This is a genomic window from Streptomyces sp. AC602_WCS936, from assembly GCF_019049125.1.
Lineage (GTDB): Bacteria > Actinomycetota > Actinomycetes > Streptomycetales > Streptomycetaceae > Streptomyces.
Map to the genome: position 1 here is coordinate 94,720 of NZ_JAGMUF010000126.1, position 13,932 is coordinate 108,651.

14 protein-coding genes and 1 tRNA gene are annotated in these 13,932 nt (G+C 71.3%); 8 read left to right on the forward strand and 7 right to left on the reverse strand.

Features of this window, described 5'->3' with window-relative positions:
• Positions 1-264: 264 nt before the first annotated feature.
• Entirely contained in the window at positions 265-1,623 is a 1,359-nt protein-coding gene (locus tag KUM03_RS33995; protein WP_217254424.1) for a M6 family metalloprotease domain-containing protein, read from the forward strand.
• Positions 1,624-1,687: 64 nt separating this feature from the next.
• Here KUM03_RS33995 and KUM03_RS34000 read toward each other — a convergent pair.
• The 6 genes from KUM03_RS34000 to KUM03_RS34025 form a co-directional block, all read right to left on the reverse strand.
• Positions 1,688-1,761: transfer RNA gene (locus tag KUM03_RS34000), tRNA-Lys, on the reverse strand.
• Positions 1,752-2,363, reverse strand: coding sequence for a bifunctional DNA primase/polymerase (locus KUM03_RS34005; protein WP_217254425.1), 612 nt, complete (start codon positions 2,361-2,363; stop codon positions 1,752-1,754). Before KUM03_RS34005 ends, KUM03_RS34000 begins: the two co-directional genes overlap by 10 nt.
• A gap of 150 nt (positions 2,364-2,513) precedes the next feature.
• Positions 2,514-2,864 carry a hypothetical protein gene (locus KUM03_RS34010; RefSeq protein WP_217254426.1) on the reverse strand — a complete coding sequence of 117 codons (351 nt, stop codon included), beginning with the start codon at positions 2,862-2,864 and terminating at the stop codon, positions 2,514-2,516.
• A gap of 152 nt (positions 2,865-3,016) precedes the next feature.
• Entirely contained in the window at positions 3,017-4,561 is a 1,545-nt protein-coding gene (locus tag KUM03_RS34015) for a polysaccharide lyase family 1 protein (protein ID WP_217254427.1), read from the reverse strand.
• 398 nt (positions 4,562-4,959) lie between these two features.
• Entirely contained in the window at positions 4,960-5,691 is a 732-nt protein-coding gene (locus tag KUM03_RS34020; RefSeq protein WP_217254428.1) for an aspartate/glutamate racemase family protein, read from the reverse strand.
• The gene (locus tag KUM03_RS34025; RefSeq protein ID WP_217254429.1) at positions 5,688-6,557 is read right to left on the reverse strand and encodes an aspartate/glutamate racemase family protein; all 870 of its coding nucleotides are present in this window, start codon (positions 6,555-6,557) and stop codon (positions 5,688-5,690) included. Before KUM03_RS34025 ends, KUM03_RS34020 begins: the two co-directional genes overlap by 4 nt.
• 234 nt (positions 6,558-6,791) lie before the next feature.
• Between KUM03_RS34025 and KUM03_RS34030 the strand changes: the two genes are divergently transcribed.
• Positions 6,792-7,781, forward strand: coding sequence for a D-2-hydroxyacid dehydrogenase (locus KUM03_RS34030; protein ID WP_217254430.1), 990 nt, complete (start codon positions 6,792-6,794; stop codon positions 7,779-7,781).
• A 23-nt stretch (positions 7,782-7,804) separates the two neighbouring features.
• The gene (locus KUM03_RS34035) at positions 7,805-9,247 is read left to right on the forward strand and encodes an amidase (protein WP_217254431.1); all 1,443 of its coding nucleotides are present in this window, start codon (positions 7,805-7,807) and stop codon (positions 9,245-9,247) included.
• Here KUM03_RS34035 and KUM03_RS34040 read toward each other — a convergent pair.
• The gene (locus KUM03_RS34040; RefSeq protein WP_217254432.1) at positions 9,228-9,722 is read right to left on the reverse strand and encodes a DUF3830 family protein; all 495 of its coding nucleotides are present in this window, start codon (positions 9,720-9,722) and stop codon (positions 9,228-9,230) included. The genes KUM03_RS34035 and KUM03_RS34040 overlap by 20 nt on opposite strands.
• Positions 9,723-9,829: 107 nt before the next feature.
• On the opposite strand from KUM03_RS34040, the gene ehuB reads away from it, so the two are divergent.
• The 5 genes from ehuB (at position 9,830) to KUM03_RS34065 (ending at position 13,870) form a co-directional block, all read left to right on the forward strand.
• Positions 9,830-10,759 carry an ectoine/hydroxyectoine ABC transporter substrate-binding protein EhuB gene (gene ehuB / locus KUM03_RS34045; protein ID WP_217254433.1) on the forward strand — a complete coding sequence of 310 codons (930 nt, stop codon included), beginning with the start codon at positions 9,830-9,832 and terminating at the stop codon, positions 10,757-10,759.
• The gene (ehuC, locus tag KUM03_RS34050) at positions 10,756-11,460 is read left to right on the forward strand and encodes an ectoine/hydroxyectoine ABC transporter permease subunit EhuC (RefSeq protein ID WP_217254434.1); all 705 of its coding nucleotides are present in this window, start codon (positions 10,756-10,758) and stop codon (positions 11,458-11,460) included. The genes ehuB and ehuC overlap by 4 nt, the downstream gene beginning before the upstream one ends.
• A complete protein-coding gene (gene ehuD, locus KUM03_RS34055) occupies positions 11,457-12,107 on the forward strand; it encodes an ectoine/hydroxyectoine ABC transporter permease subunit EhuD (RefSeq protein WP_217254435.1) in 651 nt (216 codons plus the stop codon). The genes ehuC and ehuD overlap by 4 nt, the downstream gene beginning before the upstream one ends.
• Complete coding sequence (gene ehuA, locus KUM03_RS34060) at positions 12,097-12,882, forward strand: ectoine/hydroxyectoine ABC transporter ATP-binding protein EhuA (protein WP_073723449.1); 786 nt, start codon at positions 12,097-12,099, stop codon at positions 12,880-12,882. The genes ehuD and ehuA overlap by 11 nt, the downstream gene beginning before the upstream one ends.
• A gap of 229 nt (positions 12,883-13,111) precedes the next feature.
• Positions 13,112-13,870: an IclR family transcriptional regulator gene (locus KUM03_RS34065; protein WP_217254436.1), complete on the forward strand. Its 759-nt coding sequence runs from the start codon at positions 13,112-13,114 to the stop codon at positions 13,868-13,870.
• Positions 13,871-13,932: the final 62 nt, after the last annotated feature.

Genomic DNA, 13,932 nt, shown 5'->3' on the forward strand with positions numbered 1-13,932 from the left:
TGTTCGTGCAGGAAAGTGTGCCGATCATAGAGGCTGGCACGGAGCCCTTCCAGCCGCCGCCCCGCGTTCCCGACCGGCCGAACCTCGCGCCAGATCGTTTCTGCTCGCGCCTGGACGACTTCTTCACGCCCCCGACCAGTTGTGACGTTGCGTAAGTGACTCACGGTTGCCGGTACGGTGACGTCCGTCGAAATTCCGGACGGCTCACCCATCCGGTGCAGGCGAACAGGACGTAGTACGACAATCACCCACAAGCTGGGTGCGGTGTCCCGTCAACCGCACCCGGAGGTCCATGTGCCGCGCCAGCTCCCCCTGAGGCGACTTCCGCGGGAGGCTCTCAAGGGGCTCGGTGCGGGCCGCGGCGCGGCGGGGGCGCCCCGCTCCAGGCTGCGCAGCACGGCGGCGGTGTGCACCACGATGTCCGCGCTCGCCGCGACCTCCCTGATCACCGCGCCGTCGGCCGCCGAGCCCTTCTCCCCTCAGCCCTGCGCCCTCCAGCGCACCGAGGTGCACCACTCCGAGGGCTTGAGCACCTGGAACGCCGCCTACCCGAAGCCCGTACGGGCCCTGGACGCGGTGATGGTCTTCCTGTCCTTCCCGGACTCCCAGCCGCTGACCGCGCCGGCCGAGCTCGCCGCCGACCACTTCCCCGCCACCACCCGCTTCTTCCAGCGCGCCTCGTACGGCAGGTTCACGCTGCGCCCGCACCCGTTGCCCGGCTGGATCCGCATGCCGCGCCCGTCGACGGCGTACGACATACAGCGTGACTGGAGTCCCCGGCACCGGGCCGCCTACCTGCGCGACGCCCTCGACGCCGCCGACCGGCACGTCGACTTCTCCCGCTACGACATCGTGTACTTCGTCGCCGACCCGGACGCGCCCGGCGTGGACTCCGACGCCACGAAGGTCGTCAACTTCGACACTCCCCTGCGGGCCGACGGCACCGACATCCGGCGGGTCGTCACCGTCTTCGAGAACCATCCGCCGGACCGGCTGGTCCTGGCCCACGAGACGGGGCACGTCTTCGACCTGCCCGACCTGTACCACCGGCCGGAGGACGACGAGGGCGACTGGGACACCCACGTCGGCGACTGGGACCTCATGGGCAGCCAGTTCGGACTGGCCCCGGACCTCTTCGGCTGGCACAAGTGGAAGCTGGGCTGGCTGGAGCCCCGGCAGGTGGCGTGCGTGCGGGGCGGTGAGCCGGTCCGGCTGACGCTGGAGCCGCTGGGGGCGGGGCCGGGGGTGGTGGTGACCGGCGCCGCGGGAGCGCCCGCCTTCGGCCTCGGCCGCGGTACGAAGCTGGCGGTGGTGCGGACGGGGGCGGACACCGTGCTCGCCTTCGAGGCCCGGGGACCGGTCGGCAACGACGCCGCCGCCTGCCGGGCGGGGATCCTCGTCTACCGGGTGCACAGCGGGGCCCGGTCCGGGGACGGGCCGATCGAGGTGGTCGACGCGCACCCGGACACCGAGGCGTGCTGGGAGGACTCCGTCTACCCGCCCCTGGCCGACGCCCCGGTCGCCCTGGGCGAGAGCTTCACGGTGCCGGGCGAGGGCGTACGGGTCCAGGTGCAGGGGCGGACGGTGTCGGGGGCGTGGACGGTGCAGGTCACGCCGGGGTGACCGGAGAGTCCCCTGAGCATGCGAGAAGGCCCTCCGCCTGGACGGAGGGCCTTCTCGTTGTCTGTGCGCCGCCAGGGACTCGAACCCCGGACCCGCTGATTAAGAGTCAGCTGCTCTAACCAACTGAGCTAGCGGCGCCTGCTGACGTCGTAGACATTAGCACTCTGGTCGGCGGAGGGAAAAATCGAAATACGTACGGCGGCGCGAGCGGCCCGCACCGCCGCCCACAGCAGCACCTCCGGGCCCGGCAGCCAGGGCATACGGGTGTCCGGTGCCACCAGCCAGCGGGAGCCGGTGCGGGCGGGTCCGCCGGCCGGGGCCGGCACGGTCACCGCGTCTCCGGCGCCGTGGCACAGCAGCGGCGGCACCGTGCCCGTACGGCCGCCCTCCCGGCCCCGCGCGCTCCACTCCTCCCACTCCAGCAGCGACGGCAGCCGCTGGGCCGTGCCGGGCGCGGCGAACAGGAGCATCCGTCCCCGGAACTCCGCCACGGGGCCCGAGCCCGGGCCCTCCTCCCACAGCCGGTCCAGCATCCGGCGGCCGAAAACCGCGGGAGCGCTCACCACGTCGAAGGCGGAACCGCAGGGCAGGACGACCGGGGCCGCGGGCCGCTCCTCCCAGAACGCGAGCGTGCTGCGCGGGTACGCGCCCGCCGAGGCCAGCCAGGCGGCGCCGTCGGCGGTGACGTCCGAGGCGTGGGGCGCGGCGTTGAGGGTGACGTTGCGCGTGCTGCTGCTCATGACGCATACATCTACCCGGCGTGAAGGGCCGGCTCCGGTGGGTTGCGGGAAACCGGGACAGGAGGGCGGGACGAGGAGTATCTTGCCCACCCGCGCGGCATATGCGGCTGTGCTAGTCGGTGCCGGTCCGCGCGGTCCGCGCAGTCCGCGCTAGTCGGGGTGGTCGCCGCCGCGCATCAGGTCCCGCCCGAACTCCACCATCTTCTTGGCGTAGTCCTCGGTCCACTCGGCCCGCTCGGCGATGTCCGCGGCCGTCAGCCGGTCGAAGCGGCGCGGGTCGGCCAGCTGGGCCGCCGCGATCGCCTGGAACTCCATCGCCCGGTCGGCCGCCGCGCGGAACGCCTGGGTCAGTTCGGTCGCCCGATCGAGGAGCGCCCGGGGGTCGTCGATCGACTCGAGGTCGAAGAAGTGCTCCGGGTCGGCGGACGCCTCCGCCGGCTCGAAGAGCAGGGGCGCGGGGCGTAGCCGCGGTTCGTTCCGACGCGGCGTGGGCTCCGCCATGTCTTCTCCTCCTCGTACGGTGCGACGGCCCTCCCCGCGTGGACGGGGGCACCCCGGTGGAGTGGGCCACCGTCCATTGTCCCGCGCCCGCGCAAGTGGGCGTCCGGCCCGGCGGGTGCCGGACCGGACGCGAGGAGAGGAGAACGGCGCCGCTAACCGGCGTAGGTCTCGAACTCGGCGACCTTCGGGGTGCCCGAGGCGCCGGTGATCTGGAAGGTGATCTTCTCCAGGGAGACCGCCGGGAAGGTGATGACGCCCGCTCCGCTGCCGGAGGCCAGGACGGCGCCGGTGTCGTGGTTCACGACCCGGTAGGAGCCGATGGTGCCCTCGGAGCCGGCCGCCTCCCGGATGTTGATCTTCGAGACGGTGGTGGCGTCGCCCCACTTGACCGAGACGGAGCCGGTGGTGCCGTCCGGCGACCAGTAGGTGCTCGGGTCACCGTCGCGGACGTCGCCGTAGCTGGTGCCGTCGGCCTTGGAGGAGCCGTCGGAGCCGGCGCCGATGCTGAGGTTGGTGCCGGTGGGCGGGTCGGTCGGGTCCGGTGTGGGGTCGGTGGGGTCCGGCGTCGGGTCGGTCGGGTCGGGCGTCTGCGGCGTGCAGTTTCCGTCCGAGACCTTCAGACCCTTGTTCGCGCCGGCCGTGCTGCTCACCACGCCGGGCACGCAGGAGGCGTCGTCGAGGGTGTAGGGGTACGGGATAGAAACCGTGGTGTTGGACTGCGGGTCGGGGCCGGCCGGGTTGTCGTCCCCCTCCGGCTCGGACCAGGTGACGTTGTCGTAGATGTTGCCGCTGACCTGCCAGAAGCCGGCCTGATCGGTGTAGAAGGTGCCGAGGACGTCCTTGGAGTCCTCGAAGTAGTTGTTGTCCACCTTGGCCTTGGCGCCGGCCCGGGAATTGATGCCGGACTCGTTCAGGCTCTTGTAGTGGTTGTTGTACATGTGGGCGATCCCGCCGCGCAGGAGGGGGGCGCGGGAGTCGATGTTCTCGTACAGGTTGTGGTGGAAGGTGACGTAGCCGTTGGAGCGGTCGGACTCGCTGGAGCCGATCAGGCCGCCGCGGCCGGAGTTGCGCAGGGTGCTGTAGGACAGGGTGACGTACTGAGTGTTGTCCTTCATGTCGAAGAGGCCGTCGTAGCCCTCCGACTCCCCGCCCGAGGCCTCCAGGGTGGTGTGGTCGACCCAGACGTTGCGGACGTCGCTCTCCATGCCGATGGCGTCGCCGCCGTTGGAGGTGGGCGAGCCGGACTTCTTGACGTTCCGGACCGTCACGTTCTGGATGATGATGTTGCTGGACTCCCGGATGTGGATGCCCAGTTGGTCGAAGACGGCGCCGCTGCCGACACCGACGATGGTGACGTTGCTGATCTGCTTGAGCTCGATCTTGTCGGCCGCGGTGCTGCAGCTGTCGCCGGACACCTTGGTGGTGTTGCCGTGGTTGATGGTGCCCTCGACCTCGATGGTGATCGGGGTGCTGCTGCTGGCGCGGCCGCACAGGGCCTCGTGGATCTGGGTTCCGGTGGTCGCCCGCACCGTCCGGCCGCCCGCGCCGCCGGTCGTGCCGCCGTTCTGGGTCGCGTACCCGGTGGCGCCGCCGGCCGCCGCCGCGGCCTCGGGCATGGACAGCACCACACCGGTCGCCGCCGCGACGGCCAACGTGGCCAGCGCGGCGTGGAGTCGCAGCGCGACTGGTCGTCTCATCCTCTGTCTCCCCTTCGTTTTCACATGTCGGAACGACAGGACTGTCGTGATCATGTCAATCAGACAGTTGGGAAAGCGCTTTCTGAGCGTGAGAATAGGGCGCACCCCAACACCTGACAAGGGTTCAGTGAAATTCATGTAGCAGTACGCTGGACATGTAGATGAACCACCCCGACGCCGATGTGCGCCTCGAACGGAGCTGCGGTACGCTCAAGCTGCCTGATCAAGGGGTCAACCCCCAAGAACCGGCAGTGCGTTGGTGGTCCAAGGAAAGACGCCCCACTTCCCGTGGGGAAATGCAGGTGCAAGGCCTGCCCAGCGCTCCAGGGAGAAGCCCGGCTCCGCCGCTGCGGAGCCGGGCTTCTCACGTGTCACGGCCTTCTCATGTCACGACCCTCTCAGGCCTGCACCACCGGCTCCCGTGTGAACAGCGCGCCCAGCTCCGGGGCGTTGACCCGGCGGTCCGCCAGGCGCAGGCCCTCCCAGACGGTGACCTGGTTGGCCGTGAGGACCGGCTTGCCCAGCTCCTTCTCCAGGGCCGGGATGTGGGCCACCGAGTGCAGGGCCGTGTCCGGGAGGAGGACCGCCTCGGCGTCCGGACGGTCGGCGGAGCGGGCCAGCGCCAGTACCTCCGGCTCGCCCCAGGTGCCGACCTCCGCCGCCGTGATGATCCCGGAGCTGACGACGTCGCTCACCCCGATGCCGGCGGCGCCGAGGAAGTCCGCGAAGAGCCGCGCCACGTCGTCCGGGTAGGTCGCGCCGATCGCGACCCGCCCGAGCCCCAGCTCCTTCGCCGCGTGCACGAAGGCGAAGGAGGTCGAGGAGGCCGGGAGGCCCGCCGACTGGGCCAGCGCGCGCACCTGCTCCCGGGCGCCCTCCCAGCCGTGCACGAAGCTGCCGCTGGTGCAGGCCCAGACCACCGCGTCGGCGCCGGACAGCCGCAGCTCCTCCACGCCGGCCGCCAGCCGCCGCGGTGAGCCCATCTCCAGCAGCGCGTCCACCCGGTGCGCGTCCTCACCGATGTCCGTGTGCACCAGGTCCACCCGGATGTCGCTGCCCAGGAGCTGCTCGATGCGTGGATAGTCGTCCTCGCCGGAGTGGCCCGGGTACAGGAATCCCAGTGCTGTCATGTCCACCCTTCCTGCTGCTGATCCGTGTCCGGGCCGTCCGAGACGCCCGGCATGTCCGCCACCGCGGGTCCGACCGAACCCGCCACCGCGGGACCGGCCGGTCCCGGCACCACGGGACCGATGCGCGCCGACGGGTCGGTCAGCGCCTGGTACGGCCCCACCGCAGGGGTACCCAGCCGGCGCAGCGCCGCCCACATCGTCACTTGGTTGGCCGAGATCACCGGAATCCGCAGCTCGGCCTCCAGCTGCGGGATGACGTCGTACGTGGGGAGGTTGGTGCAGGAGATGAACAGGGCGTCGGCCGCCCCCTCGGCCGGTACCGCCTGGCGAGCCATGTCGGCCACGTCGCGGTAGGGGACCTTCCAGATGTGCCGGGTCAGGCCCATGAAGGCGCAGCCGGTGACGGCGACGCCGGCCTCCGCGATGTACGCCTCCAGCGCCCGGGTCACGGAGACGGTGTACGGCGTCACCAGCGCGACCCGGCGTACGCCCAGCTCGGCCAGCGCGTCCAGGAGCGCGCCGGAGGTGGTCACGGACGGGACGGCACCCGCCCAGGTCATCGCCTCGCACATCGCGCGTTCACCGGCGACGCCGCCGACGAAGCTGCCCGAGGTGCAGGCGTAGGCGACGACCTCGGGGGCGATGGCGTTGAGGGTGCGCACCGCCTCGCCGAGCGTCTCGTGTTCGCTGACCATGCGCGCGAGGTCCAGACTGACCTCGACGGGCACAAAAGGGGTTCGGGTCATGTGGAGCGAGACCTCGTCGGGCACCCATCGCCACAGCTCGCGATCGAGTGCGAAGTCGAACGGGGCGACCACGCCGACCCCGCGCTGCGGAGCTGGTCCGCCCAGAAAGGAGATGTCCATGGCACGCACCGACCTCACACTGTGAGAGGGGACGACAACGCACCGTACGCACGGCCGTGTTGACGAAGGTAGGTTCTGGTGCGAGCGTGGTCAATCCGCCCGCGTCATTCCCAGGTCAACAGCCGGTTCCGTCCCCCGTCAACCCGTTCCGAGCATCCGTGCGACGCGCTCTCCCGAACCCCGTGCGACGCACCTGTGCGACCTCCCGTGCGACCCCCGGAGACAGACCCGCCGATGACCACGCCCACGCACCCCTCCGCGCCGCCGTCCACGCCCGCGTCCACGCCCACCCTCCTCGTGCTCGACGCCGAGCCGCCGCCCCGGCTGGGCCGGCTGACCGGCCGGGCGCGGATCGAGCACGCCGACGAGTCGACGCTCGCCGAGCGGCTGCCGCACGCCGACGTGCTGCTCGTGTGGGACTTCACCTCGCACGCCGTGCGCGAGGCGTGGCCGGGTGACGGCCCGCGCCCGCGCTGGGTGCACACCGCGAGCGCCGGCGTGGACCATCTGATGTGCCCGGAGCTGGCCGGCTCGGACACGGTGGTGACCAACGCGCGCGGTGTCTTCGACCAGCCGATCGCCGAGTACGTCGCCGCGCTCGTCCTGGCGATGGCCAAGGACCTTCCCACCACGCTGCGGTTGCAGGGCGAGCGGACCTGGCGGCACCGCGAGTCGCTGCGGGTGGCCGGAACTCGCGCCTGCGTGGTCGGTTCGGGGCCGATCGGGCGGGCGATCGCGCAGACGCTGAAGGCGCTCGGCATCACGGTCGCGCTGGTCGGCCGCACCGCCCGTCCCGGTGTCCACGGGCCCGGCGAGCTGGACCGGCTGCTGGCCCGCGCCGACTGGGTGGTCGCGGCGGCGCCGCTGACCGACGACACGCGCGGCATGTTCGACGCCCGGCGGTTCGGCGTGATGCAGCCGTCCGCGCGGTTCGTGAACGTGGGGCGCGGTCAGCTGGTCGTCGAGGACGATCTCGCCGAGGCGCTGACCAGCCGCTGGATCGCGGGCGCCGCCCTGGACGTGCTGAGCCACGAGCCCCTCGCCGCCGACAGCCCGCTGTGGGAGGTCCCGGACCTGATCGTCTCGCCGCACATGAGCGGGGACACGATCGGCTGGCGGGACGAACTCGGGGCGCAGTTCGTGGAGTTGTTCGAGAGCTGGGCGGCCGGCGAGCCGCTGGCGAACGTGGTCGACAAGAAGCGCGGATACGTGCCGGGACACTGACGTCCCTGGAAACGGGAGGGTGCATGACCGACCTCACGGAGCTGACCGCCGCACAGCTCGTCAACGGCTACCGCAAGGGTGATTTCAGCCCTGTCGATGTCACCCGTTCGGCCCTGGAGCGGGCCGAACGGATCCAGCCGGAGCTGAACGCGTTCGTCCGGCTGACCGGCGAGGAGGCGCTGGAGCAGGCCCGGCGGGCCGAGGAGCGGTGGCGGCGCGGGGAGCCGGGCGGGCGGCTGGACGGGGTGCCGGTCACCGTGAAGGACATCCTGCTGACGCGGGGTCACCCGACCCTGCGCGGCTCCCGGGCGGTGTCGCCGGACGGTCCGTGGGACGAGGACGCGCCCTCCGTCGCCCGGCTGCGCGAGCACGGCGCCGTGTTCATCGGCAAGACGACGACGCCCGAGTACGGCTGGAAGGGCGTGACGGACTCGCCCCTGTCCGGCGTGACCCGCAACCCGCACGACCCGAGCCGCACGGCGGGCGGCTCCAGCGGGGGCGCGGGGGCGGCCGTCGCGCGCGGGGCGGGTCCGCTGGCGCTCGGTACGGACGGCGGGGGCAGCGTGCGCATCCCGGCGTCCTTCTGCGGGATCTTCGGCCTGAAACCGACGTACGGAAGGGTGCCGCTGTATCCGGCGAGCGCGTTCGGCACCCTCGCGCACGTCGGCCCGATGACCCGGGACGCGGCGGACGCGGCGCTGATGCTGGACGTGATCGGCACGCCCGACGCCCGGGACTGGTCGGCGTTGGGCCCGGCGCCCGGGGCGTACACGGACGCCCTCGCCGAAGGGGTGCGGGGGCTGCGGGTGGCGTACTCGCCCTCGCTCGGCGGGCAGGTGTCGGTGCGCCCGGCGGTGGCGCGGGCGGTGCGGCGCGGCGTGGAGCGGCTGGCGGAGCTGGGCGCGTACGTGACGGAGACCGACCCGGACTTCACGGACCCGGTGGACGCCTTCCACACCCTGTGGTTCAGCGGGGCGGCCCGCGTGGTGCAGCACCTGAGGGCGGGGCAGCGGGAGCTGCTCGACCCGGGGCTGCGGGACGTCGTCGGCGCGGGGGCGCGGTACTCGGCGCTGGACTACCTGGCCGCGGTGGACGTCCGGATGGAGCTGGGCCGGCGGATGGGCCGCTTCCACGAGGCGTACGACCTGCTGGTGACGCCGACGCTGCCGGTCACGGCGTTCGAGGCGGGCGCCGAGGTGCCCAAGGGCTCGGGGCACCGGCGGTGGACGGGGTGGACGCCGTTCACCTACCCGTTCAACCTGACCCAGCAGCCCGCGGCGACCGTGCCGGTGGGGAGCGACGGGGACGGGCTGCCGATCGGTCTGCAACTGGTGGCGGCCCGCCACCGGGACGACCTGGTCCTGCGGGCCGCGCACGCGCTGTACGAGACGGGCGTGCCCGACGCGGCGCACGAGTCGGGCACGCCCGCCTCGCCTCCGGATTCGCCTACGCCCGCCGGAAGCTGAGGGTCTCCCCCGCCGCCCCCGTGCGCCACAGGTCGTTGCAGGCCTCGGCCATCGCGTCGAGGCCTTCGACGATGCTGCCCCAGACGGTGCCGGGGACCCAGCCGACGTCCGCGTTGAGGAGCAGGTTGTTGCGCTCGTAGAACAGGGCGAGGTCGACGAGGGTGGCGCCCGGCCGGACCTCGCGGTCGTAGCCGTACGCCTTGGTGCCCAACTCGGCGCCCGCGAAGGCGAAATAGCACAGGTCGCCCGGAATGGGCGTCACGGTCGGATTCTCCAGCGGTGGTTCGGATGCCGCGAAGGGCGGGAAGAGGGCGTAGATCTCGTTTCGGGCGTATTTGGCGTGATACACGTCGCCGCCCAGGGGGAGCGCGTCCCAGACCGCCGCGCAGGTGATCGGGGCCCGGTCGTCCAGCAGTTGGGCCCGGCAGGTGATTCCGCGTTTGACCAGCGAGACTTCGATGTAGCGATCAGCCATGCCCTCCATGGCAGTGCCCCGGGGCGCCGCGGTCAAGGGCGCCGGGCCGAGGTATCGGACTGAAAAAGATCGGCATAACCGGCCCGGCTTCGGGTAGCTGCGCGCCCATGGCTCCACCACACAGAACCCCTCTACGGGGTATATCCGACCAAAGGTCCACAACATCCGGGCCCACTCGCCGGTCGCTGCTCGCGGGGGTCGCGGCGCTCGGCGCGCTGGGGGCGGCCGGCTGCTCGCGGGTGGCCGCCGGGTCCGGCGTGGAAGGCGGCGACCTCCTCGACCGGCTCAAGGCACAGGGCGTGGCCCGGCTCGGCATCGCGGGCGAGATCCCCTTCGGGTACATCGACAAGAACGGTGAGCTGACCGGCGAGGCGCCGGAGCTGGCGAAGGTCATCTTCAAGCGGCTCGGAGTGGACCGGGTGCAGCCGGTGCCGACGGAGTTCGGCTCCCTCATCCCGGGTCTGGCGTCGCAGCAGTTCGACGTGGTGGCGGCCGGGATGTACATCAACCCCGACCGCTGCCAGCAGGTCATCTTCGCCGACCCCGACTACCAGATGCTCGACGCGTTCGTCGTGCGCAAGGGCAATCCGCTCGGGCTGCACAACTACAAGGACGTCTTCGAGAAGAAGGCCAAGTTCTCGACCGGCACCGGCTACGCCCAGATCGCCTACGCGGTGGAGCACGGCATCGAGGAGTCCGAGCACCTGATCGTCCCCGACCAGGTGGCCGGTCTCAACGCTGTCGAGTCCGGGCGGGCGGACGTCTTCGCGGGCACGGCGGTGACCGTCCGCCAGGTGGTGAAGAAGTCCACCAAGGCCGAGGCGATCGAGCCCTTCTCGCCGATCATCGACGGCGAGCCGAAGGTCGACGGCGGCGCCTTCGCCTTCCGGCCCAACGAGACCAACCTGCGGGACGCCTTCAACGTCGAGCTGCACAAGCTCAAGGAGAGCGGCGAACTGCTGCGCATTCTCAAGCCCTTCGGTTTCACCGAGAACGAGATGACCGATCTGACCGCGAAGGAGCTCTGCGGCGGATGACCTCGGGACTGTGGGAACTCGTACTCCAGGGCGTCTGGGTCACCGTCCAGCTGCTGTTCTTCAGCTCGCTGCTGGCGGCGGCCGTCTCCTTCGTGATCGGTGTCGCGCGCACCCACCGGCTGTGGGTCGTCCGCTTCCTCGCGGGCGTCTACACCGAGGTCTTCCGCGGGACCTCGGCGCTGGTGATGATCTTCTGGGTGTTCTTCGTGCTGCCGCCGGCCTTCGGCTGGCAGCTGGTGCCGATGTGGGCGGGCACGCTGGCGCTGGGCCTGACCTACGGTGCGTACGGCTCCGAGATCGTGCGCGGCGCGCTCGCCGCGGTCGACCCGGCGCAGAAGGAGGGCGGCATCGCCCTCAGCTTCACGCCCTGGCAGCGGATGAGGCTGATCCTGCTGCCGCAGGCGGTGCCGGAGATGATCCCGCCCTTCTCCAACCTGCTGATCGAGCTGCTCAAGGGCACCGCCCTGGTGTCGATCATGGGTATGGGTGACCTGGCGTTCAGCGGCAACCTGGTGCGCCTGGCGCTGCAGGAGAGCGCGGAGATCTACACGTACATCCTGCTCATCTACTTCGTCATCGCGTTCCTGCTGACGCGGGTGATGCGCGGGCTGGAGAAGAAGCTGAAGGCGGGCGTCGGGAAGGCGGCACCGAAGCGCAAGACCGCCGCCGTCGAGCCTGCCGGGGTCGGGGGTGTCCGATGAAGTGGGACTGGAGCGCGGTCTCCGACTTCATGCCGCACTTCTGGGACGGGCTGCTGGTCACGCTGCAGATCCTGGTCCTGGGGTCGCTGGTGTCGTTCGCCCTCGGACTGGTGTGGGCGCTGCTGATGCGGGTGCCGTCCCGCTTCGTGACCTGGCCCGTCGGGGTGGTCACCGAGTTCGTGCGCAACACCCCGCTGCTGGTGCAGCTGTTCTTCCTGTTCTACGTGCTGCCCGAGTGGGGTGTGACCGCCTCGGCGCTCACCACCGGTGTGCTCGCCATCGGCCTGCACTACTCGACGTACACGATGCAGGTCTACCGGGCCGGTATCGAGGCGGTGCCGGTCGGCCAGTGGGAGGCCGCGACGGCGCTGAACCTGCCGATGGGGCGGACCTGGACGGCCGTGATCCTGCCGCAGGCGATCCGCCGTGTGGTGCCCGCCCTCGGCAACTACGTGATCTCCATGCTGAAGGACACGCCGCTGCTGATGGCGATCACGGTGCTGGAGATGCTCGGCGAGGCGCGGCTGTTCTCGCAGCAGAACTTCCAGTTCACCGAGCCCCTGACGGTGATCGGCGTGGCCTTCATCGTCATCTCCTACCTGGCCTCCCTTGCCCTGCGAGCCCTGGAGCGACGCCTTGCCCACTGACACTCTCCCCAATCCCGAGAAGAGCCCCGAGCGCAGCTCCGGCGAGCTGATACGCCTGGAGCAGGTCACCAAGCGGTTCGGTGAGAACACCGTCCTCGACCACCTGGACTTCTCCGTCGACGCCGGCAAGCACGTCACCCTGATCGGCCCGTCCGGGTCGGGCAAGACGACGATCCTGCGGCTGCTGATGACGCTCCTCAAGCCCGACGAGGGCACGATCACCGTGGACGGGCAGAAGCTCTTCCCGGCGACCGAGAAGGAGCGGCGCGAGGTCCGCAAGCAGATCGGGATGGTGTTCCAGCAGTTCAACCTGTTCCCGAACATGAGCGTCCTGCGCAACATCACCGAGGCGCCGGTCACGGTGCTCGGGATGTCCAAGGACGAGGCGGTCGAGCGGGCCAAGGGACTGCTCGACATGGTGGGCCTGGCCGACAAGTGCGACGCCCGCCCGGCGCAGCTCTCCGGCGGCCAGCAGCAGCGCGTGGCGATCGCCCGGGCGCTGGCGATGCGGCCGAAGGTCCTCCTCCTCGACGAGGTGACCTCCGCGCTCGACCCGGAGCTGGTCGCGGGCGTCCTCGACCTGCTGCGGGACATCGCCCGCACCACGGACATCACCATGCTGTGCGTGACCCACGAGATGAACTTCGCCCGCGACATCTCGGACCAGGTCCTGATGTTCGACTCGGGCCGGGTCATCGAGGCCGGTCCGCCGGAGAAGATCTTCAGCGAGCCGGAGCACGACCGGACGCGGGAGTTCCTCAGCGCGGTGCTGTGACGCCCTGATGGCACGGCGGCGTGCCCCAACACCCGAGGTCGGGGCGTTGGGGCACGCCGCTGGCATATGCCAGCGGGCCAGCGTCGCAGACCAGGGCGGCGGAACTTCATCAACACCCCCTCACGCCAGACCTTTTGGCGGCTATCGTGAAAGGGATCCGCTGTCCGGTCGGGGGCACAGGCAGGGACAGGGGCAGGGGCCTACCAGCGAAGCGCAGGGGGAGACCACCGTGGCGCTGCAGCACAAGCCGACCGCGCCGCACCACTCGGCCCAGGACGCCCTGCGCGCCCTGGAGACGGTGGCGCGGCACACCACCGGGGTCACCGACTCCGAGATCGCCCGGCAGACCGGCCTGGACCGGGAGCGGCTGGCCCCGCTCCTGCGCATGCTGCGCCGCGAGGGCTACGTCGAGCAGACCGCCGACGGGGCGTACGTCACCGGGGAGGCACTGGCCCGCCTGGGCTCGGCCCACGACCGCGAGGAGGCCCTGCGCGACCAGCTCCAGCACACCCTGGACCGGCTGCGCGACTCGGTGGGCGCGGCCGTCTACATCAGCCGGTACGTGGACGGCGAGGTCAGCGTCACCCAGTACGCGGACGGCCCGGCCACGCCCAAGGTGAACGAGTGGGTGGACTTCCGGGTCTCGGCGCACGCCACCGCGGTCGGCAAGAGCCTGCTGACCCAGCTGGACCACGCGGGCCGCCGCGACCACCTGGCCCGGCACAAGATGGCCCGCCTGACCTCGCACACCATCACGAGCGACCGCCTGCTGCTGTCCCGGCTGGAGTCCCAGCCGCCCACCGTGCCCGTCCTCGACCTCCAGGAGTACGCGGTGGGCACGGTCTGCGCGGCCGTGCCGATCACGGCCGGTTCCGCCGTGGGCTGTCTCGCGCTGTCCCTGCCGGTCGAGCACGCCCACCGGCTGCGGCGGGCCGCGGACGAGCTGAACCGGAGCGCGGCACCGGTGCTGCTGTCGCTGGCGATCTAGGACCTGTCCGGAGACTGCGGCCCGGCTCACACCCCGGTGGTCACGAGCACCCCCGGGGACCG